This window comes from Psychrobacter sp. I-STPA6b (assembly GCF_020662265.1).
In the GTDB taxonomy this organism is placed as follows: Bacteria; Pseudomonadota; Gammaproteobacteria; order Pseudomonadales; family Moraxellaceae; genus Psychrobacter.
On sequence record NZ_VEWM01000028.1, the window covers coordinates 17550 to 41256 of the forward strand.

General features: G+C 41.9%; 12 protein-coding genes. 10 read left to right on the forward strand and 2 right to left on the reverse strand.

Translation table 11 applies throughout. The features are described 5' to 3' along the window. The first annotated feature begins 55 nt into the window (after positions 1 to 55). The 4 genes from FHK88_RS03510 to FHK88_RS03525 are packed head-to-tail and all read left to right on the forward strand — an operon-like array spanning position 56 to position 12665. On the forward strand, positions 56 to 8182 hold the full coding sequence (locus FHK88_RS03510) for a HEAT repeat domain-containing protein (RefSeq protein WP_227429397.1): 8127 nt from the start codon (positions 56 to 58) through the stop codon (positions 8180 to 8182). 3 nt (positions 8183 to 8185) lie between these two features. Continuing rightward, complete coding sequence (locus FHK88_RS03515) at positions 8186 to 10573, forward strand: hypothetical protein (RefSeq protein ID WP_227429398.1); 2388 nt, start codon at positions 8186 to 8188, stop codon at positions 10571 to 10573. 3 nt (positions 10574 to 10576) lie between these two features. After that, entirely contained in the window at positions 10577 to 12046 is a 1470-nt protein-coding gene (locus FHK88_RS03520) for a reverse transcriptase family protein (RefSeq protein WP_227429399.1), read from the forward strand. Between the two features lie 28 nt (positions 12047 to 12074). Further along, positions 12075 to 12665: a hypothetical protein gene (locus FHK88_RS03525; RefSeq protein ID WP_227429400.1), complete on the forward strand. Its 591-nt coding sequence runs from the start codon at positions 12075 to 12077 to the stop codon at positions 12663 to 12665. 56 nt (positions 12666 to 12721) lie between these two features. Here FHK88_RS03525 and FHK88_RS03530 read toward each other — a convergent pair whose 3' ends face one another. Continuing rightward, positions 12722 to 13504 (reverse strand): hypothetical protein, encoded by a 783-nt coding sequence (locus tag FHK88_RS03530; protein WP_227429401.1) that lies wholly within the window; start codon positions 13502 to 13504, stop codon positions 12722 to 12724. A gap of 235 nt (positions 13505 to 13739) precedes the next feature. Between FHK88_RS03530 and FHK88_RS03535 the strand changes: the two genes are divergently transcribed. Continuing rightward, positions 13740 to 15896 carry an ornithine decarboxylase gene (locus FHK88_RS03535; protein ID WP_227429402.1) on the forward strand — a complete coding sequence of 719 codons (2157 nt, stop codon included), beginning with the start codon at positions 13740 to 13742 and terminating at the stop codon, positions 15894 to 15896. A 183-nt stretch (positions 15897 to 16079) separates the two neighbouring features. On the opposite strand, the gene FHK88_RS03540 is transcribed toward FHK88_RS03535, so the two are convergent. Beyond that, positions 16080 to 16718, reverse strand: a complete 639-nt coding sequence (locus tag FHK88_RS03540) for a TetR/AcrR family transcriptional regulator (protein WP_227429403.1) — start codon at positions 16716 to 16718, stop codon at positions 16080 to 16082. Positions 16719 to 16909: 191 nt separating this feature from the next. Between FHK88_RS03540 and FHK88_RS03545 the strand changes: the two genes are divergently transcribed. From FHK88_RS03545 to FHK88_RS03565, 5 genes are all read left to right on the forward strand, one after another. Further along, the gene (locus FHK88_RS03545; protein WP_227429404.1) at positions 16910 to 18001 is read left to right on the forward strand and encodes a siderophore-interacting protein; all 1092 of its coding nucleotides are present in this window, start codon (positions 16910 to 16912) and stop codon (positions 17999 to 18001) included. Between the two features lie 103 nt (positions 18002 to 18104). After that, positions 18105 to 18869, forward strand: coding sequence for an ABC transporter ATP-binding protein (locus FHK88_RS03550; RefSeq protein WP_227429405.1), 765 nt, complete (start codon positions 18105 to 18107; stop codon positions 18867 to 18869). After that, positions 18866 to 20005: an ABC transporter substrate-binding protein gene (locus tag FHK88_RS03555; RefSeq protein WP_227429406.1), complete on the forward strand. Its 1140-nt coding sequence runs from the start codon at positions 18866 to 18868 to the stop codon at positions 20003 to 20005. Before FHK88_RS03550 ends, FHK88_RS03555 begins: the two co-directional genes overlap by 4 nt. After that, positions 20002 to 22005 carry a Fe(3+)-hydroxamate ABC transporter permease FhuB gene (gene fhuB, locus FHK88_RS03560; RefSeq protein ID WP_227429407.1) on the forward strand — a complete coding sequence of 668 codons (2004 nt, stop codon included), beginning with the start codon at positions 20002 to 20004 and terminating at the stop codon, positions 22003 to 22005. The genes FHK88_RS03555 and fhuB overlap by 4 nt, the downstream gene beginning before the upstream one ends. Positions 22006 to 22266: 261 nt before the next feature. Continuing rightward, the gene (locus FHK88_RS03565; RefSeq protein WP_227429408.1) at positions 22267 to 23667 is read left to right on the forward strand and encodes a diaminobutyrate--2-oxoglutarate transaminase family protein; all 1401 of its coding nucleotides are present in this window, start codon (positions 22267 to 22269) and stop codon (positions 23665 to 23667) included. Positions 23668 to 23707 lie beyond the last annotated feature (40 nt).

Sequence of the window (23707 nt, forward strand, 5' to 3'; positions counted from 1 at the left end):
GGGGTTAAGGGGAGGAATAAGTCAAATATTAAAAAATTAAAACCGAGATAATCTTATGAAAAACAGCACATTACCTTATTGGGGGCAGATTAACGCCCTTGTCAGTCAAGACAATACCAGTATATTTACTACTCGCCAGCCCAATTATACAGATAGCAACAAACAAACCAGCCCAATGCTGTATCGTATTGACAGCTCAAAAGAGCCATTAACGTTGCAAACCACTGCCATGCCTTGTGCCATACAAGCCATGTGTGCATTGGCAGACAGCACCATTATAATGGTCGGGCAAGATGGTCATTTGTACCAAAGCGATTGGCAAGCCAAAAAAATCAAACAAGTAAGCAATACCTCTGCATTTGATAAGTTGGCGGAATTTGCTGATTTTACAGACACAAATAACAATGATAACAACCATAAGAAACACAATCCTAATGCCGTTGCTATGGCAACTTTGGAAGGGGCAATCGCTGTTTTATATCCTCGTCATATTGTGGTTTGGCAATATCAAAAACATCAGGTTGGTGATTGTCTGGCAGTTTTACCATTAAGCCAACAGTCGCAATCAGACAACACCTCAGACAATGCAACGGACAGCACTGCCAATATCACCAATACAGGCACAGGCGTTGCCACCACTTTTGCAACCTCTAGCGATGGTAAATGGTTGGTAGTGGGAAATACTTTGGGTCAAATCAGTAGTTATCAGTGGTTGGGACAAGATTTGGGTCAAAGTGATGATACAGATGATACAGATGATACAGCCACCACTGCCAATTTTGCCTTTAGCAGTCAAGCCACACTTCATGATGGCAAAGTCAATGTGGTGTGTTTTGAGCCTGTTGGGCAATATTTCTTTTCGGCAGGAACGGATAAAAAATTACTGCGTACCCATGTGCAAGGCGATTTACACCCCTTAGATAGAGCCAAAGCCAGCCAGCATAGCGAGATGGTCACTGCCTTATTGGTGTCGGACAGCCGTTTATATACAGGGTCGGACGATAAATCCATCAAATCATGGGCATTTGATAAGGGTCAGCCCAACAGTTGCAAAGAGGATTTGAGCAAAATTCGCCAATTAAGCCTTGTCAATTATTTGGGGCAGTCAGCGATTGTGGCAGTTGGTACTGACCAAAGCCTACGTTATGTATTAATCACTGATAGCAATGCAGGCAAATTGGGTGAGGTGGCTCATATTGTCAAAGATGGCTATCAACAGGTAAAAGATTTATTAACAGACACTTCGGCTCATGCTGACACTGCCTTTAACGAGGCATTAGAGCTGTTAAATGGGCAGGTTGATAAGCAAAATTTAACCCTTGTTAGTAACGTTTTAGACAAATTAACCGCCAAAGATAGCCATAAGGTTGAGCAATTAATTACATGGATTGCTCAAAGTGGGCTTGATAATGGACTGGATAAAGCCCCCAGTATTTTAGAAAAACAGCTAAATAAAGCCCCAAGCAAACGTGGTCGGCAAATAGCGTTTGAGGCGTTGGCAAGCCTTGCTTATCAGCAACAGCAACAACAAGCAGATGAGGCTCAAACCCTTGATAGCTATGAATATTTAGACATTGCCCTAAAAAGTAAGCATGAAGACGTTGTGACTTTGGCAGTCAATGGTTATTTTGACGTTGCCAAGCAATCTGAAGATTTACAGCGTCTAGTGTTGCCAATACTGCAAGAAGTATTGTGCCAAAACCAATTTGCCAATGTGCGTAAACAGGCTTTGGTGATTTTAGAAACCTTACTGCCTGAGGACAGTCCAAAAGCTGATTTGATGGCGTTAGAGAGCAACCATAGCGATATTAAACAAGCAGGATTAATCCGTTTATATCAACGTGGTTTGCTAAACTCAATAGAAGTTCGCCGTCAGCTGATGTTATTACAAAATAATGAGGCACAAACGGTTCGCCAAACTGCCTTTTATGTGTCCGTTTTGGCAGAGCCTAAACTTACTGAGGCACTTAAACACGCTTCACAACAGCTAGGTGATAATCAGCTACAACGTATTTTGCAGGACTTTAATGATTTTCGTTTGTGGTCAGATGCCTTAATATCCTCGGCAAATGAGCCAACACAAAAGCAATCTGCCTTACAAAAACTGTCACAAACTTTAAAAACTGTTGCCAATAAGGTCACTGGCAAAGACACCAACCAAAAAGATGATAAAAACAATGCCAGTGGCAATAATAGCAGTAGTAACAGCAACACAGCCAACACAACAGTGACGCTGGATTTTACCACCCAAGACTTTGCCAATGTTAACAATGTTAACCACACGAACAATAGCATTGATAAAACAACGCCAATACAAACTGCCAAGCTAAGCAATGCCGAGCTTGAGCCACTATTGCAAGGTTTGGGTAATCCACATGCAGACATCTGTTTTCACTCTGCCTATGCCCTAGCTTGCCTACAAGACAGACGGGCATTTGGCTCACTGATTCGCCTAATGCATGACCAAGATAACAACATTCGAGCTGGCGTGGCAGTGGCATTGGCAAACCTAGGTGATGTTGACGGTAGTGCTGAAGGTAAGGATATTTTACCTTTATTGCTTGATGATAAAGTGGACAACGTACGCCAAACGGCAATGAATGCTTATGGCAAATTGGCAGATAGTCCATTGCAATGGGCGTCCGTTGGCTTTGCCAGTAAACATCAAGACATTCATGAGCGGGCATTGGCGATTTTCTTAACCCAAGCCAATACAACAGACAGCAAATCTACTAATAATGTCATTAGCGAAGAGATGACTGCTGTCTTATTGCAAGCATTAAATAACCCCTTTGAAAGTATCCGCCAAGAAGTGGTGAAAGTGCTGTTAAATCGGGTAATTAATCAGACGCAAAATGCTGATACTGCTGATACTGACAATAGTGTTGATAACAGCCCTGCCCCACTTGCCAAGCTGATTGATACCTTAAGTCATAGCCAATTTGAAGACGTGCATCAAGTGGCAGTGGCAGAATGGCAACATCAGCTATTGCAACAACAAGAAAAACGAGGGCAAACCACCGCCGAGCAAAAACAAGCCCAAGATGAACAAAATCAGCAGGTCTTAAGCCTATTTTTAGCTGATAAATTTAATAACATTCGCAGGCAAGCCATTGATATTGCTCTAAAACAAAAGCACATCAGCATTGCCAGTGTTATCAACTCTGCCCTTGCCAGCCCATTTTTGGACATGCGTAAATTGGCGTTACATGAAGTCAATAAACACGCCAGTGCCAAACTAACTGAGCAGGTGTTGCCAACTATTAGCACCTTATTTGATGATGACAGCCAGGAATTGCGAGAAAAGGCATTAGATACCGCTTTAATACTTTGCAAAACGGTGAGCAATCAGCAATATCAAAACATGCTCACCTCAGCGTTAAGCAGTCCTTATGCTGAAATTCAGCTTAAATCTGCCACCTTATTGGCACAACAATGCCAATTGCAACAGCTTAGCAATCATGTGGATATTGATGACAGTGATAGCATTCATCACATTGTTGACGAGCAAAACAGTAGCAATGCAAATCAAACTAACCAAAATAGCCAAGCCAATCAGGCTTATGCCGTGTTTGAGCAGTATTTAGCCAAGCCTATGCCAACACTAAAAAAAGATAGTGAGGACTATCGCCAATGGCAACGCCATATTGAGCAGTCTTTAGAAGGGTTGGCGGTGTTATGTTCGTTCTCTGCTGATGGTTTTTATCAGTCCAATGCTCACCCTGACCAGCAATCACAGCCAAAGCAACAACAACCACAACAAAAACATTGGCATGCTTTTGACTGGTTTGTGCATTATCTTGACCATGCAGACGCCGACTTTCGTACCTTAGCTCCACAGCTTATGTGGGTTGCCCGCCCCAATACCCTGCCTGCCCATCGTGATAAATTGATTGACTGGCAAAATGATGAGCGAAATGTTGTCAAACAATCTGCCAGTATTGCTTTGGCAGTATGGGGTGACAGTCATGGCGAGCAGTTATTTACAAAAGATAAACGAGGCTTAAAAGCCATCAAATACCCATTAACCGAATTGCACTGGTTACAAGCCCGTAATGGTTTAGGTATTGCCAATGCCAATATATTGGCTGATGCGATGAATGATAATGGGTCTTATGAAAAGTTAAATGAGGCAAGCCGTTTATTGCTGGTATTTTATGATGTGCTATCTATGTATAGTAAAGATAACGAGCAATCTCAGCCCAAACGACTGATTAGCAGTTTAAGTTTTGCTAGTGACAAATCAGCGGTATTTATTGCCAATGTACTGGCACGCTTTGAGCAAAACAGCCAGAAAGATAGTCAGCATAACAGCAACAATACCACCAGTACAAACACACCCTCAATTCAACCACGTATTTGGCAGTATCTTAGCGATTATCTGCAACAACAGTTAAAACATATATTCAATGGCTATATTAACAATAAAGAGCAACAAGAACTATTAACCATCATCACTGCCGAGCGGTTATATCAGTTGGCACAGCAAATCATATTTGCCAATCCGTTACGCAAAGCCCATGCCATTGAAGTGTTATATCGGTTATCAGAATTGTTAGGTTTGCCAGAATATAGTCGCAGTTCCATTGTTGTCAAAGAAATGGCTCATGCATGGCAACGAGGCTATGTGGCACTAACTGACAACCTTAATAACTCTTTAAATGACGACAATAGCGACAATGTTCATGTTGGCGTCAATATTGATGTCAATGCTGATGACACTGCTCACTATCCATATCAAAGTTTGGCATTTGGGGCATGGCTGGATATTATCCGTCAAGACAGTTACCAGACCCATTATGCCAATACTGCCATTCATGGCTTAATGTGGCTCACCAAACAACCGCAACCAAACCAATCACACAATTCAGCGGATTGGCAAGACAGCGTTCGTCGGGTGTTGTTACCACTACTCAATTATCGTCATTATGATGTGCGTGAATTGGCATGGCAAAGTTTGCAACAGCTGAACGCCCCTGCACAAAAACTAAGCGAGCAAGCCATTAGCTCACCGCATTTGGACATGATTAAAAAAGGCTTAACGCTGTTAGTTAATAATGCTGACGCCAGCGAAGCACAGATTAACGAGCAACTAACCGAGCTATTGCAAAGTAACAGCCTGCAACTTGCTCTTGAAGTATATAAATTGCTTCAACAGCGTGTTGGCAACTTGCCAGCGTCGTTATCGGCACTGACCGCTTATAACGTCTCATTACGTCAACAAGTAGTAACCCAGTGGCAATCGGTAAAAGCGGTTAATACTACTTCTAGTGGCACTGATAATAAAGATAAAGCCACTGACGACAAACTGACCTTATTGCAAACCGCCATGCACAATGATGACTTGCAAACCCGCTATTTGGCATTGTGCCAGCTTGCTGATAACTATATTAGCCAGCAACCCACTGAGATTTTGACCGCCTTATTTAAGCTATGGCGAAATATGCCAGAGCGTTATTCACAAAAAAATATCTTAGATAAGATTTATACGGCGTTGGATTTCTTACAAAACACTCAGGACAAACCTCAGTACCAAGCCGATTATCAACGCTTTAGCCAGCAATTACTAACGCTTATTGATGCACCTGAAAACAAAGGCGAAGTTGATAGCATTTATCAAACCATTGGTAAATTGCGTGATGTCAGCCTTGTGCCTGCCTTGTTAAAACAGTTGCAAGATAGCTACCAAAACAGTGGGCATAGTGGACGGAAAATGAGCAAACACGCCCGTAATCAACTTATTCAATGTATCGTCACCATCAGCGGTTTTGACCAAACCATCATGGATTATGAAGACTTACAAAGTACTGAGCATTGGCAAGAAAAACAGCATGCCCGCTACCCTAATGTATTGCTAGACTTATTTAACCATCTATTGGCGGTTGCCGATTATGATAAGGTCTATGAATTATTAAGCTCGATGGCATGGGTAGGTAAAGAGATAGACAAAGACAAGCCAGAACAAGCACAAAAACAGCCACAAAATATAAATCAGCAAATTGACCTTGCCTTACAACGGGCGTATGAGCAAATCCCCGATAGCAAACCACAGTACCGCCGTCGCCTGATTGAAACCATGGTATTTCGTGCCGACAAACGTCAAGGTAGCCTAACCAGCTTACGCAAAGCCTTACAAAGTCGTGAGCCTGAGATTCAGTTTTTATCAGCAGAAGGGCTGGCAAAACAAGGTAGCTTTGAGGGTTTGAGTATTTTAATGGCAACCATTGATTACAATACTGATGGCGAGTTGCGTCGTCGTGGCGTATTGGCATTGGGTGAATTGTTAGGCAATGCTTATGACAATACTCATCAGCAAGACATTAAAGATGCCAAGAAAAAGCAGACTACCCAAAACGCTCAATATATTCATGCCATCGAACAAGCCTATGACAAGCTGATTAAACTGGCTCAGGATAATGAGCATTATCTGCAAGATGTGGCAAGTGAGGCATTGGGACGCTTAAGCCAAGATGGTCAATTTGAGCACAGCGACACCATTTTTGCCTTATTAAAAACCCAGTTACAAAACTTAGAGGTTTGGGACAGTGCCCTGATTCATTGTCTCAATGGTTTGCGTTGGCTAAACACCACCCCTGCATGGGAAGAGATTCGCCAATATATCCGCCGTTATCTACAAACAGAATGTTTCTTTGCTCCACAAGACCACGCAGTGACACTGCTACGTTATGCCAGCAAACCCATTGACATTGAGGCAAATAAAACCTTACTGCTTGATATCATCAAACAATCAGGTGAACAAGACAGCGAGCTTGACGATGACACCGTAATCATCGCCTTTAAAACGGCACAAGCTCTCTGGAATGAAAAAGACAATGAAAATGAAAATGGCAATAAAGAAGGCAACGAAACGGAAAATGAGCAACAGCAAAACAACGTCTATCCTTACGATTGGGCAATGCTATTAAGTTGTGACCCATTGTGTGAGGACGAAACCATCGGCGAGCAATTAAGCCTAAAACGCATTTGCCAACATGCCAGCATTGATGAGCTAACCGACTTTATCAATCGTTATCAGCGTCGCCTTGATAGCACCATCAAACAGCGATTGGCGGACAGCATATTGGCTCGTCAAGATATGCCTGCCAGTAGCTTACAACAGCTTATCAGCAGTGACACTATTACTAGCAAACATATTGGACTGCGTTATCTTAATCAATATCCAAATAGCTATCTTAATGCCGACAATGCGGATAACACCAATATTGTTGAGTTGTTATGGCAACAATTTGAGCTAGCTAAAAATCAATGGGCTGGCTTATGTAAAGAGGTGAGCCAACGCCCTGCTCTAACCCAAAACGGCTCATGGCTAGAGCGTAGTGAACAGATTGCTGATACCATCAAGCAACTGCTATGGCTACTTATCCGCCATACTGACAGCACAAATAACACTGCAAAACAACGTCTAAATGAGCTATGGACATGGCTGATTGACAACCAAAATAACCCTGTGTTATCGGCAGTTAAATCGTTGGCAACATGGGTAGATAACTGGTGGAATCAAGCCTTATTAGCACAGCTTGCCAGCTTATCTTCTACAACTACAAATACTGCAAACATTGCCAAGCCATTAGAGCAACTATTACAGACCTACAATGTTTCTCAAAGCAGTGATGGGAAAAAAGGTATCACATGGCTAAATAGCGACACACAACAGCTATTGGGGCAAATACAGCAAGTTATCAGTTTACAACAAGCAGGTAAAGTGGATAAAGCAGATAATGCAATCTCTGCCAATAAAGCCAATGACACACCAACCGACAGCTTTGTAGAAAAATCACCTAATCAACAACTGCTGGCATGGATTAAAGCCGATGACGCTGAAAGTTTGATGAATTGGGCATTTGATAACAGCTTAACTATTAGCTTACGCTTGCGAGCCATTGAAAGCCTGTCGCAACTGCATGACCCACGTATTGAACAGTGGCTACAAATGTTGATTGACAGTCATCAAGCGGACAGTGTCGATTATGTTAATAGTGTAAGCCAAGACAATGATGTTCGCCAAGAAATTGCAAAAACCGCTTATAAAGTATTACGCCGTTGGCAACGAGCCATAAGCCGTCAACAACAAAAACGGGCGTTACCTCAGTCACAATTATTGACACAAGCACAGCCCCTTACAGACACGCCAGCCAACGCCACCAACGGTAAAGGAGAATAATAAATGAGCAATGACCAAAAAAATAACACGCTAGACAGTGCAAATGACATGAATACAAATAATGACGTCAATAATAACCTAAATGCTGATGGCGTGATGATGAGAATGGATTATGCTCGTCCAAGCCAAGTGATAGATAGTCAGGTAATTGATAGCCCTGTTAATACAGACGCTTCACTTAGCCAAGATAACAGCGAAAAACTAACCCAGCATGTGGCACTATTTACCGAGCTAAATCGCCAAGATGTCAAATTCCATGCTAAGGTCAAATCGCCCTTGCTGTTTCGCGATACCTTATCAGCATTGTTTGATGTGGTGAGCAGTGATTATCGTTATGTTCCCAAAGACCGCTCGGCTTATAGCGTATTTATGCAAATGCGACGAGCCAATGCTAATAAAAACCTGTTTACCGCCCAACGGCAATATTTTGAATGGCTGTTTAATAACGACCCACTAGCCTTTTGTATCCTTGACCCGATTATCCAAGTGCATGAGCAAGGCATTAGCTTTGAAGTGTTTAGTCGTGACGAAGGCTGTTATGCCCAGTTGACCTTAAGCCATGATATTTTTGATAGTCAAAGCAGTGCAGGCGGTGCGGATAGCATTAACTATGGCACAACCAGTATTGACTATAGCAGTGCTTTATACGAAGGCATTCAACGCATACGCGACTACACGCCAACCAGCCTTGATATTGGGCATGAGGCGGTTAGTTTACAACGCCTAAATGAGGCAACAAATAACGACAACCAAAAAGTAAACGGTAAAAGTGAGGCTAATAACGAAACAAACGAAGTTGAAGTTAATGAAGTTATCGAAAAACGCATTAACGTTCCCAAAAACTGGATACGCTCGTTATTACAAGTGCAGTCAGCGTCACAACTGCCCCAAGACAGCATTGAGCTAGACCCCATCGCCTTATATAACGTCTTGTTTGAATTGCGTATGCATGCCGACATCAAAGGCAAACGCCGAGGCTTGCTTATCGAACTGCGTCCCCAACAACAGCCAATTATTATCCTAGAGCCGTTTAATATTGCCGTTACCAGTCAAGTCAGCAAACACGCCCGCTCTTATCAAGGCTCACAAGCCAAACTTATCCGCCTTTGGGGTCGTCGTCGCCTTGCCCTACTCAAACGCCTATTGCCCCATTGCAAAACGGTTAATGTATCCTTGCTTGGACAAGGTATGCCAAGCTATTGGACGCTGGCGGGTGACGGTTTCCACTTTACCTTTGCCATGACAGGCTTTAGCCAAAGCAACTGGTCGCAAGCATTGGGCTTTGACTTACTATTGCCTAAACGCCCACAAAGTTTGAGCGTTGAGGGTGACAAGATTGATGGCAATGTTAGCAGTAAAAATGATGACCAATCAGACCTACAAGCCCTACTTGAGCAGTTGCAACAACAGCCCAGTAGCCTTACTGATTTAAGCAAAGATAACAAAACAAACAAAACCGCTATCCGTCAACAACTCTTGACCGCCAGTCAGCAAGGATTTATCCGTTATGACATGGCAACGCAAACCTATTACTACCGTCCATTAACGCAAACACCACTGGATATGCAAGCGTTTGCCTATCATAATCCTGCTGAAAAACAAGCCTATGACCTTGTTAGCCGAACCGATGCTATCCGCAAATTTTCGGTGGATAACCTTGCCAGTCAAGGCATACTTATCCAAGCGGACATTCACGTTAGCGAGGACAGACGCAGTTATCACAGCCAATTACAACTCGGCGACGAAGGTATCGTCAGTCGTGCCGAATGTAGCTGTCCGCAATTTTTGCAACATCGACTGACGCAAGGGGTTTGCTCACACCTTATCGCCCTACGTCTGGCATATAACGACTTTGACGCCAGTCATGACCCACAAGCCCAAGCCAACTGGCAAGAAACCCGTATATTAAGCAAACGTATTAATATTAATACTAACAGTACTAATGCTACTAACACTCAAACCGATGAGCAAAGCAATGCTAACTTTAATCCTATTTTGGATTTAACCGCTTTATCAAATAGCAACAGTAAAGACAACCGTAAAAACAATAGTAAGGACGATGGCTCGCAAGACAGTAACAACCAGAACAGCCATGCAGGTATGAGTAGCGTCAACATACAGCAAGTGCAAATCACCCTAAAAGCTAAAAAAGTGATTATTGAATACCTTAATCACGACCCACGCAAACGCAAATATCAGCATTATCAACGCCAAAACGGGCAAGGCGAAACCACTGGCGACAGCAATAACAGCAACAGCAATGCCATCAATACTGCTACCAACACACGCCAGCAATTTATCTTTAACCAGCCCAAACAAGCCAAACAAGCCTTTTTACAACACATTGCCAAATTTGAAGCCGATGGCTTTATTGAAAATCAAGGGGTGTAACCGATGAGTAAGCGCAACAATAACAGCAACAACAACCAAAATAACGCACAACAGCTGTCACAGTATATCCATAACAACCAAGCTCATCATGGCAACCTAATCAACCCCAATGGTGATGAAAAGCTCAACGAGCTACAACAGCTTTGGCAAGACATTGAACAAGCAGGCGGGCGTTATCAGTACGTCCAGCAACAGCTTGTTAAACAAGGATTTTTGGTTGAACGTCAGCCCATTGACAACATGAGTCCCAAAGAGCGTGACCGCTACAAAAAACAACTCAAACAAGAAGCCCTTGAAGCCAAAAAGCTCAAACAACAAGCATGGCAAGCCTACAAAGCCCAGCACATTGTTTATCTTGGGCGCGATATTTACTGGACGGACGACACCAGCCCCGACCAATGGGACGTAAAAGACGCCAGCAATCGGCTGATAGAAAACCAACTGCCCCTTATCGACAAGCCCCAAAAGCTGGCAAGCTCCCTAAACTTGACCATACCACAGTTAAAAGGCTTGTGTTATCAGCGTGACGTTGCCACCAACTTAACCTACAACCACTTTACCATCGCCAAACGCAACGGCACGCCTCGGCAAATCTGGTCGCCCATTCCGCGCCTAAAATATGCCCAACGCTGGATACTGGATAATATCCTCAATAACCTGCCCATTCATGGCTCGGCGCATGGCTTTGTGCAAGGCAAATCCATTGTTAGCAATGCGTGTGTGCATACCGATAGCGAACTGCTGATTAAACTGGATATCAAAGACTTCTTCCCCAGTGTGCATTGGCGCAGGGTTAAAGGCGTGTTTCGTCATGCAGGCTATCATGAGCAAATCGCTACCTTATTGGCACTGCTTTGCACCGAATCACCGCGTCAAATCGTGCGTCAAAATGGCGTGACCTACTATGTCGCCTTGGCTGACCGCTGTTTGCCACAAGGTGCACCCACCAGCCCTGCCCTTACCAACATCGTCTGTCTAAACCTTGACCGCCGATTGACGGGACTTGCGGATAAATTGGGCTTACGCTATAGCCGTTATGCCGATGACTTAACCTTTAGCCTACCCAAAACCGACACCGCCACTTCTACCAACAATAACAATGAGCAAAACCAGCTTATCGGGCAACTGCTTGGCTCAGTAAGTAAAATTTTGAGCGAGGAAGGCTTTGCCATTAACAGTGATAAAACCAAAATCATTCGCACAGGCAATCAGCAAAACGTCACAGGCTTGGTGGTCAATGGTGACGGTACGCCCCGAGTACCTCGCAAAACCAAACGTATGCTAAGAGCCGTCATTCATAACCTACAAAATGGCGGAAAACTGCGGGCTGATGAGAATTTTAATACCCTAATGGGCTATGCCTCATGGATTGCCATGACCGACCCAGAGCTTGGAGCAAGCTATTTGCAACAGCTTGGGGAGTTAAGCAAGGAATTTGCTAAAAAGGCTGAAAAAGAGGATAAGACTGAATGATGCTCATTAGGCTTAACTATGTATAACTATGCGTATTAATATAGATGTCCTTTTAGCAAAAGGATACCGCATTGTAGATACTCAGCCAGCTCAAAAAATGACGATGGAAAATATATTAAACAATATATTTTCCTATCTTGATGACTATCCAAAGATGGGGTTTTCTTTTATAAATTACCCAGATGAAATCATCGTCATATCCAATAACGCAAATGAGCTATTTAAGGTTTTTGGCTATTGTATATTTGGGTTTTTTGTCATAGATAGCAATGAGCATATCTTATTATTGCCTAATGAAGGCTTGGACTTTAACAATGATAAAGTATATGTTAATCGCTCATTAGCTGTGTTTTTGCAATGTTATTCATTATTTTTATCTAAAATCTTCTTATTAAAGTCAAAGATATTTGATAAAGATACTGATGAAGTTGCTTTAGTTGAGCTTGCCAACAATACGGCTAATAAGCTAATGCAAGAAATAGCCTGTTTAGATAAAGAGTTAGATAAAAAGGCTTTAAAAGATGATGGCTTTTGGTGCTTAATGATTTATATGATACAAGAGCTAGAGATTAAACTTAATCTACCCATATCAGAATATATCACCAGCAATAGATTATAAATGGGTTTGGTGTGGATATTTTAGCAAAATATTTAGGGTTGTATCTTATAGATTTTTTACATCACCCGACCTGTGATACACGCCCGAGCAAACTTGATATCGTCATAGTCTAAGTTATCTAAATCTGCTTGCGTTGCAATATATTGGTCAATACTAGTTTTTGTATCAGGGTGTTGCAAATGGTTCAATCCATGTAATGCCCCATATTGACATTCTTTACTATCTAATTGCAAAATTTTATTTAACGTCGCAAACATGACGTTATCAATGCGACTGTCATAAGCCAATTTTTCAAAACCATAATCAAAATGGCTTAAAATAAAGCTTAAAGCATCATTCATTTTTTGTAAGCCGTACTGATTAAACAAGACATCAGATTGCTGAAAAAATTGCCGATAATAAGCTAATAGCTGTGGTGGATTACCATCAATCCAGTTACAGGCAGGTTGTAGGGTTTCATACACTCTATTATCAAACTCCAAAGATATATTGGCATGAGTAATAAACTGTAGAAAATCCTGATAACAACTATTTTCAAGATTAAGATAGTTTTGCTGTGTCTGATATTCAGCCCACGTCAGTGGTGTATTGCGGATATATCGTTTGAAGAAATGCTTTAGATAATCATCATTTGTAGAATTGGTTGGCAAAATATTATAAATTGCCTGAGCCTCTTTTTGACTAGCCTGTAATAAAGCAAATTTTGGTAGTTGCTTACAAGGTATAAATTTAAGTTCTAGGTTATAAGGGATTAAAAACTGGTTTAGGTCATGAACATGACCTAAGTGTAGAATATCTGGACGAGTCATCCAGTAGTTTTCAAGACGACTTTTAAACATATAGGCTGTCACAAACATGGCGACAGGTGGGGTCTGGTGAATAGATGATACGATTTTGTCTGCTTATCCGCTTAGCATAACAAGCTTTTTATGGAACTGCAATTGTTTAGAATGCGGTATTGACTTGGATACTGTTCCAATTATTTTTGTTTATTTTCATTATATTTTCATTGGTTATTATTATGATTTCACGTATAGTTTTAATTTTAGTTTGAAATAGAGATGGGACACACCTATGAAAATTGCCGTTAGTGATGGCATTGATTATGCACTTAATTGTAACTACCGCCTGACAGATGTTCGTGCGACAGATTTTACCAATATTGCTGCCATTGTCGTCACAATGGAAGATCTGCCAGCAGCATGGGCAGAAATTGAGGACTTAGGATTTAGCATTCCTATTTTTGTGGCAATTAAATATGGCGATAGTGTTCCTGATGAGTGGCTACCCCATGTCTATGGTGTGCTTGAGCTTGCCGATGATCAAAAATATTATAACGGACAGCTAGTCAGTGCTGCAGCTGCTCATTATATCGATACTTTAGACCCACCATTTTTCCAAGCATTACGTGAATATACCGACTATGGCAATGCTGCTTTTGACTGCCCTGGGCATCAAGGTGGGCAATTTTTCCGCCGTCACCCTTCAGGACGGCGTTTCTTTTTATACTTTGGTGAGACGCTATTTCGTGCCGACTCATGCAATGCTGATGTTGGCTTAGGTGATTTACTGATTCATGAAGGTCCTGCCTATGAAGCACAAGCTCATGCCGCCAAAGTGTTTAATGCCGATAAAACCTATTTTGTACTAAATGGCACTTCTTCTTCAAACAAAATTGCCATTGGTGCATTGGTAGCACATGGCGACTTGGTATTATTTGATCGCAATAATCATAAGTCAGTGTATCAAGGTGCACTGAGTATGAGTGGTGGTACGGCCGTCTATTTAGAAACTGATCGCAATGCGTATGGGCTAATCGGTGGTATTGCTGCTCACTGCTTTGATGAAGCTATTATTCGTGAGCGTATCCGAGAAGTTGCTCCCGAGCGTGCAGAGAAAGAACGTCCTTTCCGTTTGGCAGTGATTCAACTAGGTACCTATGACGGTACAATTTATAATGCCCGTCAGGTAGTTGATAAAATTGGACATTTATGTGATTACATCTTATTTGATAGTGCATGGGTTGGCTATGAGCAGTTTATCCCAATGATGCGAGATTGCTCACCACTATTATTGGAGCTAACAGCAGATGATCCAGGTATTTTAGTCACCCAATCGGTGCACAAACAGCAGGCAGGATTTTCACAAGCCTCACAAATTCATAAAAAAGACAATCATATTAGCGGACAGCCCCGTTATGTCAGTCATAAACGCTTTAACAATGCCTTTATGATGCACGTTTCGACCAGCCCATTTTATCCATTGTTTGCCTCACTGGATGTTAATGCAAAAATGCATGAAGGCAAGGCAGGTCAACGTATGTGGCATGAGTGTATCATCGGTGGTATTGAAGCACGTAAAATGCTACTTGATACCTGCACCATGATTCAGCCTTTTGTACCACCACAGATTGATGGTAAACCATGGCAAGATTATGATACCGAAACCATTGCTAATGACATCCGCTTCTTTGCCTTTGAGGCAGGTGCACGCTGGCATGATTTTGAGTTGTATGAGAACAATCAATATTTTATTGACCCATGTAAATTGCTACTCACCACACCTGGCATTGATATGCAAACGGGTGAATATGAAGAAACTGGTATCCCTGCTGCTATCTTAGCCCACTATCTACGTGAAAGCTCAGTGATTCCTGAAAAAGCAGATTTAAATTCCATTTTGTTCTTGCTTACACCGGCTGAAACATTGGCAAAATTCCAACATTTAGTAGCCCGTATTGTGCGTTTTGAAGCACATATCAAAACCAATAGCCCTGTGTCTGAAGTTTTACCAACCCTAGCAAAAGCCTATCCACAATATCGTAAACTGGGTATTTGTGACTTATGCCAACGCTTACATGATTTTTATGCCAAGTACCAGCTTAACAAGCTACAACAACAGATGTTTGAATATGAACATCGCCCCAAACTGGCGATGCGGGCATTTGATGCACACAATGCCTTTATTCGCAATGAAATTGAGCTAGTACCTCTTAGCCAGATTAAAGGACGTATAGCGATGGAAGGTGCTCTACCCTATCCACCTGGTGTGTACTGTATTGTCCCCGGTGAAATCTGGGATGGTGCAGTATTAGATTACTTTTTGGCACTTGAAGAAGGAGTTAATAGTCTTCCAGGTTTTGAGCCTGAGGTACAAGGAGTGTATTGGGAGATTGATGAACAAGGTCGTAAAGTGGCATATGCCTATGTGTTAAAGAATGATTCTAATTAATAGTGAATAAAAAATTTCTTATATGATTTTTGGAAAAATCCTTGCTTTTTATAGGCAAGGATTTTATTTTAGTCTACTGAGGCTATTAATTTAGACTATTTATTCTTTAACAGACCCTATTGTATAAATCACTCTATCTTATTTACTTATGGTTTTCATCCTCTTTTTTATCATTTCCACCCCTCACTCAAGCCCGCATCCTCTTAATATAAACGGCAATAAAAAGTCGATGGCTCGTTGTTTATCCGTCTCATCATAGGCTTGTTTATCCATCAAACCCAAAATCTCTGTCTCAAATTCTGCATAATGCTGTGTTGTTGCCCATATTAAAAAAAGCAACTGCATTGGGTCGGCAACACGGATTTTACCTTGACTGTGCCAAACCTTCATCACTTCAACTTTATCTGTTGCCCAAGCCTTCATCGTTGTTGCCATAAAGGTTTGTAAATGTGGCGCACCACCGATGACCTCTAAGGCAAAAAGCTTATGACGATTGGGATGCTTAAATGCTTGTTCAAGTTTGGTAGAGATAAACTGTGTCAAAACTTCTTTGGGGTCACTATCCACACTCATGGTCACCAAACCGGCGTTCCATTCTTCAATGATACCCATTAGCACTGTTTTATAGAGATTTTTTTTACTTTTAAAGTAATAATGGATGTTTGCTTTGGGCAACCCTGCTCTATCTGCAATAGCCTGCATGGTTGCGCCTTGATAACCTTGAAGGACAAATTCTTCTTCTGCTGATTGTAAAATTATCTGTTGATTATATTCGCGAATGTCCTGTTGGCTACGGTGTGATGATGTTTGAGTCTCTGGCATACAAAGTCGCTATTTTTTGTTAATGTTGGTGATTTGGGTGATGTATTTAATTTCTATTTGCTTAGGCTATTTTTATTAAGTAATTTTGCAAATTATTACCATTTACTTTTGATAATTTTTATCAAATAAACTACCATGCTTACCTAAGTTGTATTCAATTTGCTATTTGCGCTAATAAGGTAAGCATCATTATGGAAAAATCCCTCATTACTCACCCTGAAAAACCCTTATTTATTGAGCATATCAATGAAGAGCATCAAGATGACTTAGTCAATATTGCAACTGTCCTTATCAATAACATCAATATAGCCAAGCAAGGCAATGCTGATATGGATATTAACACTGAGATAGAGCGTGTGCTAATCACGGAAATCTATCATCAAGGCATTGACATTCAGGTTAATTATACACAGCGTCCCTCTGAGACACATTTTATTGCCTTCCCTGCCCCCATTGAACAGCTTAAAGAGCTACAAAGTCAGTATATCATCTTAAAACAACAAACAGATAAAAAGCTGGGCAGACAGTCTATTAAGCTTAGAAAACAACAATTTACTTTTATAGATAGCTTTTTAGTGACGGCTAATATGTATCGTCTACTTCTTAGTACATCTGATGATATCCCATTAGAGCAAGCCGGTTATGCTTATCTATTTGATTTAGAAAGTCCACATAAGCCATCACAGCCATTATCACGCCAGCATTGCTACTATACCTTGCGTAAAGCATGGCATACACCCACAGAAATAGACACTCAACGGCAAACGCTGGCTTGGGTCGATGTCTATCTACATGGAGATACTGCTGGTGGTAACTGGGCGCGTAGTCTAAAGCCCAATGATGTGATTAGTAGTAAACGTGAGTTTCCTGAAAAAATTCAGCACCTCGATGATGGCAAAGGACAAGTGCTATTAATTGCTGATGAGACTTCGCTTCCAACCGTTGCCAGATTATTAGAGCTATGGCACAACCCTACTCCACCTATTATTATCAGCATTACCAATGACCCAGCCGACCAAGACTATTTAACCCACGATATTGGCACGCCCGCTCAACAAGCAACCATTATCCCTATTAGCCAGACAGCACAGGCAGAGTTGGTAACGACTATTGAAGATACTATCAAAACGCACATTAGTGATGCTGGTATCAAGATAGATAAGGTCTGGGGTGCATTGGAAGCAAATACGGCAAAAACCCTACGCAAACGTCTCAAACCTTTGTTTGATTTACCACGAGGTGACTTTGTCCTCAAAGTTTATTGGCGACTTAATAATGAGTAAGTGCTTACAATAAGCAACACACTGATAAAGCAACAAAGCAGTAGACCCTAAATAAATATGATGACTCATCATAAAAAACCATAAATAGCGACCGAGATAATCCATGCTAACGATAGACCACGTTACATTGTGCCAAAATAACAAAACCTTATTAAGTGACATTCACCTAAACATTGAAACAGGTAAGTTATACGGATTAATTGGACATAATGGCTCAGGAAAATCCTCTTTAATAAAACTACTGGCAGGGGAATATCATGCCAGCCAAGGCAATGTGCTTTTCCAACATGAACCAATTCATAAAATTCCAAGTAAACGCTTGGCTCAACACATCGCCTATCTGCCTCAAAACCTACCAGATGCACAGACATTTACAGTTGAAGAGCTGGTGATGCTTGGTCGCTATCCGTGGCAACGCTGGCTACAAAAACCCAGTGAGGAAGACAAACAGGTCGTGCAGACAGCAATGAGTCAGGCACAAATCTTAACCAAGTCAACGCAAACGGTCTCTACTCTTTCAGGTGGAGAGCGGGCGCGCGCGTGGCTGGCAATGTGTCTGGCTCAACAGACTGACTATCTGCTACTTGATGAGCCACTGGCTGCGTTAGACATCGTCTATCAAGTAGAGATATTAAAACTGGTCAAGCAACTTGTACAAGAGCGTAATTTGGGTGTGGTCATTATCTTGCATGATATTAATTTAGCAGCTCAGTTTTGTGATGAGTTTATCGCTTTAAAGCAAGGCAAACTTTGCTATCAGGGCAATGTCACCGAGACCATGAATCAAACCGTGTTATACAATATCTTTGGCATCAACTTACATCTACTGTCTCACCCTGTCGATGGGCATAAGGTAGCCGTCGTATGAGTCAGTCATATCCGTCACATCACCCCTGTAATGAGCAAAAGTTAATGCTTATAATCATTATGCTGTTTATTATTATCAGTGTGACTTTAACAGGCTGTCATGCCAATCAGTCAAGTAATACCAGCGATACAGAGCAAAATAACAATAATCATGCACCCCTAAAAAATGATACCAAAAAATTCAGAATTTTTACGCCTGACTGGGGAATTGCTTCAGAGCTGATGGCAATGGGATATCCACCAGTGGCTTCTGGAGATGTGCGAGTGTATAAAGAGTGGGTTGGAGAATCGCTTCCTGAAGATACCATTGATGTTGGTATCCGCTATCAACCCAATCCTGAAATGATGTCTCAACTCGACATAGATATGGTCATTGATAATTATTTTTATGCACATATTCGTCCAATGTACGGTGATGTGCCTGTATATACTATCAACATTGAGCCTTATTCAAATAAGAAAAAGAAATCAGATAATAAGGCAGATAAAAATAGCAGTAGCAATAATAACCAAGCTTCCACACCAGCAACATGGGACAAATATGCCGACCAAGTGACCCAGATTGGCAATATTATTGAGCAACCGCAACTTGCAACAACCTATTTAGCACAGGCAAAACAAGACATTATCCACTCTGGCGATATACTGCGTACCCGTTACCCTCAGGTTCATAAGTTTGCCGTTGTCCAGTTTGTCAATAAAGGTAATCTGCGTATGTATGCACCCGAAAGCTTATTTTATCCTACCTTACAAATGATGGGCGGTGAGCTGGTCAGTTTTGGTAATAGTAATAAATGGGGCTTTGCACCCATTCGACTAGCAGATTTAACTAAGCTAGATAAGGATACCTGCCTGCTGGTTATTGAGCCATTTAGCCCAATGTTACAAACCGAGCTTAGTCATAGTATTGTCTGGGACGATCTAAATTATGGAAAAGAGCGATGCTTTGCGGTGCTGTCTTCGATTTGGACTTATGGTGCAGGTGTATCCTCTATGACCAACTTTGCACAGCAAATGCAGAATATTACATTGCAGGGTGTTGATAGTATTAATGACCCTATTCATCATGACAATCACGTACACAATCAGATTCACAGCCATCTTAACAATACTAATAATGATAGAGGTACTCTGTGAAAAACCTATCTCTATTTAGAAATACAGCATTAACACGTGATGTTTTAAAACGTGGGGCTTTTTTTAGCATTTTAATTATTGCTTTGCTATACAGTAGTTATGTCGTTATTCAACAGTTGTGGCATTACCCTTTATCAGAGTTATTCACACCAACTTCAGAGCTGTCTTTATCTCAAGTTGCTGCCCAAATCACTATTTTACCTACCATGATAGTGGCATTTTTGGCAGGCGGGCTATTAGGTACAATTAGCACCTTATTACAACAACTGGTCAAAAATACGTTAGCTTCAGATAGTACATTGGCTGTTGGTAGTGGCGCACAGTTTACCTTATTGATTGTCACCTTATTTTTCCCCAGTTATGGCCTCTATGGCAGTTTTTGGGTGGCGTTTATTGGTGCATTAGCCACTTTAAGCATTGTATTTCTCATGTCACTCCCTAGCAGGATGAACCCCATCGTCTTAGTATTATCTGGGTTAATCATCAATATTTTTATCAGTGCATTATCTGCGGTATTTTTGGTGTTTTTCTCAGAAAAATCCTTGGGCGTATTGGTCTGGGGAGGTGGTGTGTTAACCCAAACCAGTTGGTCAAGTAGCCAGACCTTAGCAGTGGCAACTCTACTGTTATTTTTAGCCCTAATCCCCTTACTAAAACCCTTGAGCTTGATGAGCTTAGATGATAGACAGGCAAAAAGTCTGGGCGTACCAGTCAATATGGTACGGACAATATCCATCATCATAGTAGCAACCATCAGCGCATTGGTGGTCAGTGAGATAGGGATTTTAAGCTTTATTGGCTTGGCTGCTGCCACATTGGTCAATGCTTTATCTGTGCGGAATCTTGCCACAAGGTTTGTTGCAAGTTTTATCTTAGGTGGTGTGTTGCTACTGATTACCAGTAACATGGTGATGCTACTAGAGCAGGTATTACCGATGCTTATACCTGCTGGTGCAATGACGGGTATTTTGGCAGCACCACTTATTATCTGGTTAATATTACAGCAGAAAAAAAATCACGTTAATGAAGTCTTCCCCAGTATCTCATTACAACGAAAGCCCATTCACTGGATACGTTGGGGATTAGGCATTGTCATTATATTGGGTTTGGTATTAACCATCACTCAAACCATTACTGGTTGGCAGTGGTCTGTTAACTGGCATCTTATTCAGCAGTTTCGACTACCACGCAGCCTCAGTGCGGCTGCCACTGGGGTCATGCTCGCCAGCGCAGGGGTCATGCTACAGACATTTACCCGCAACCCAATGGCAAGCCCAGAAGTGCTTGGGGTTAGCTCAGGGGCAGCTTTAGGTGTACTTACCTCCATCTTTATCATGCCGATATTAGGGCTGTCTTTGACACTGGGCAATCTCTTGATAGCAGGCTGTTTGGGTAGCTTTGCTGTACTGATGCTAATTTTGTGGTTGGCACGCTCTTTAAAACCGTCCTACTTACTATTAGTTGGTATTGCCATCTCAGCGATGATGAATGGTGTACTTAATATTATCGAGCTGATTGGCGACCCTAGATTACAAGCCGTTTTAAGTTGGCTGTCTGGAACAACTTATAGCGCACGACCAGAAACCGTCTGGTGGCTGATATCCTTGGCAGGGATATTCTTTACTGCTGCCTGCTTACTGGTTCGACCCTTACACGCCATGAGCTTAGGCAGTAATGTCGCAAAAAGCATCGGTGTACGAGTACGACTATGCCAATGGGGCATTATTTTAGTAGTGGCATGTTTAAGTGCGACGTCTACTCTTGCCGTTGGTCCTCTAAGCTTTATTGGGCTGATGGTACCTCACCTTGCGGTATTTTTGGGTGCGGTACAGTTGCATCGACAGCTTGCCCTATCAGCACTGCTTGGCGCAGGACTTATGCTAATTGCCGACTGGATAGGACGCTATGCCATCTTCCCATATGAAATTCCCGCAGGAACTATTGCTGCTCTGATTGGTGGGGTATATTTCATATATTTAATCCGTCACCTAAGAAGTTAATTTTAAAAGTATTTTTTATTTTTTTTGACATGGATTGCATTAATGATTATTATTATCATAATTATTATGAGTTAACATGCTAAAGCAAGGTATGCAAAACAATACAGTTGAAGCAGACTAAAATAAGAGCAGATGACTGAGTGCAGGTAATACGATTTACAGCAAATAAGGTCAACACTGTGGCTGTTTAGTAGTTTTGACGACAGCAATGTGGCAGGGCTAACCACACGTCTAACTCAATAAAGCAATAAGGCAAATCACATGAATCTTTCCAGTTCAGCCTGCTCTGACGAGCATCCCCTTAGCCAACAGCCAACAGCAAGCAATCAAGTCTATCTAAAGCGACAAGATACTTTTGAATCCAATGTGCGTAGCTATCCACGTAGATTGCCATTTGCCATACAAAGTGCTTCTGGTGTCTGGATTACTGATGTCGAAGGCAACCGCTATCTCGACTGTCTATCCGGTGCAGGTACTTTGGCACTGGGGCATAATCACCCCCTGATTAAAGATAGCCTTATCCGTACATTACAAACTGACCTCCCTCTACATACCCTTGACATCACCACGCCAGTCAAAGATAAATTCAGTGAGTTTATGTATCACTTACTGAGTACGGATACAGATGAATACTGCTTACAATTTTGTGGACCAACGGGTGCTGATGCCATCGAAGCGGCCATTAAGCTGGCAAAAAAAGTCACAGGACGTTCAGCCATTATCAGCTTTAGTGGTGGCTATCATGGAATGAGTCATGGGGCATTGTCTGTGACTGGAAACTTATCTGCAAAAGCAGGCATCGAAGCACTGATGGGCAATGTGCAGTTTCTGCCTTATCCCAATGAATACCGCTGTGCATTTGGACTGCCTATTGAGCAGAGTCATCAGGCGCATACACATTATTTTGAGCATTTTTTGCGTGATGTAGAAAGTGGTGTTAACAAGCCTGCGGCGGTGCTATTAGAAGTCATTCAAGGTGAAGGTGGGGTTAACCCTGCGCCAATAAAGTGGTTACAACAAGTGCGCAAGGTCACCAAAGAGCTGGGAATCTTGCTGATTATTGATGAGGTACAGACAGGATTTTGTCGTACGGGTAACTGGTTTGCCTTTGAGCAGTCAGGGATTGACCCTGATATCATCGTTATGTCCAAAGCCATTGGTGGTGGGCTACCTTTAGCACTATTAGGTATTAAAAAACAATATGATGTCTGGCAGGCAGGTAATCACTCTGGCACGTTTCGAGGTAACCAACTGGCAATGGTCTCTGGACTGGTCACCTTAGAATATCTACAACAGCACAACATCGCTGAGCAAGTACAAACACTGGGGCAATGGTTTATTGCTCAGTTACAGCAGTTGCAAGACAGCTATCCACAAATCGGGCATATACGTGGTAGAGGCTTGATGATTGGGGTCGAAATGGTTGACCCAACTCAGCCGATGAGTACGGATGGTAGCTATCCTGCTGATGGTGCATGTGCCAGCCATCTGCAAACCGCCTGCTTTAATAACGGCTTAGTTATCGAAAAAGGTGGGCGTTATGGCAGTGTTCTAAGATTTTTACCACCATTAATCATTAGCAAACAAGAGCTAACCCAAGCATTAGAAAAATTTAAAAACGCACTGGATATCGCCTGTGCCTCTCCACCGTATGCACCATAACCACACCATTACTTAATTTTATTAAACAATCAATAAGCAT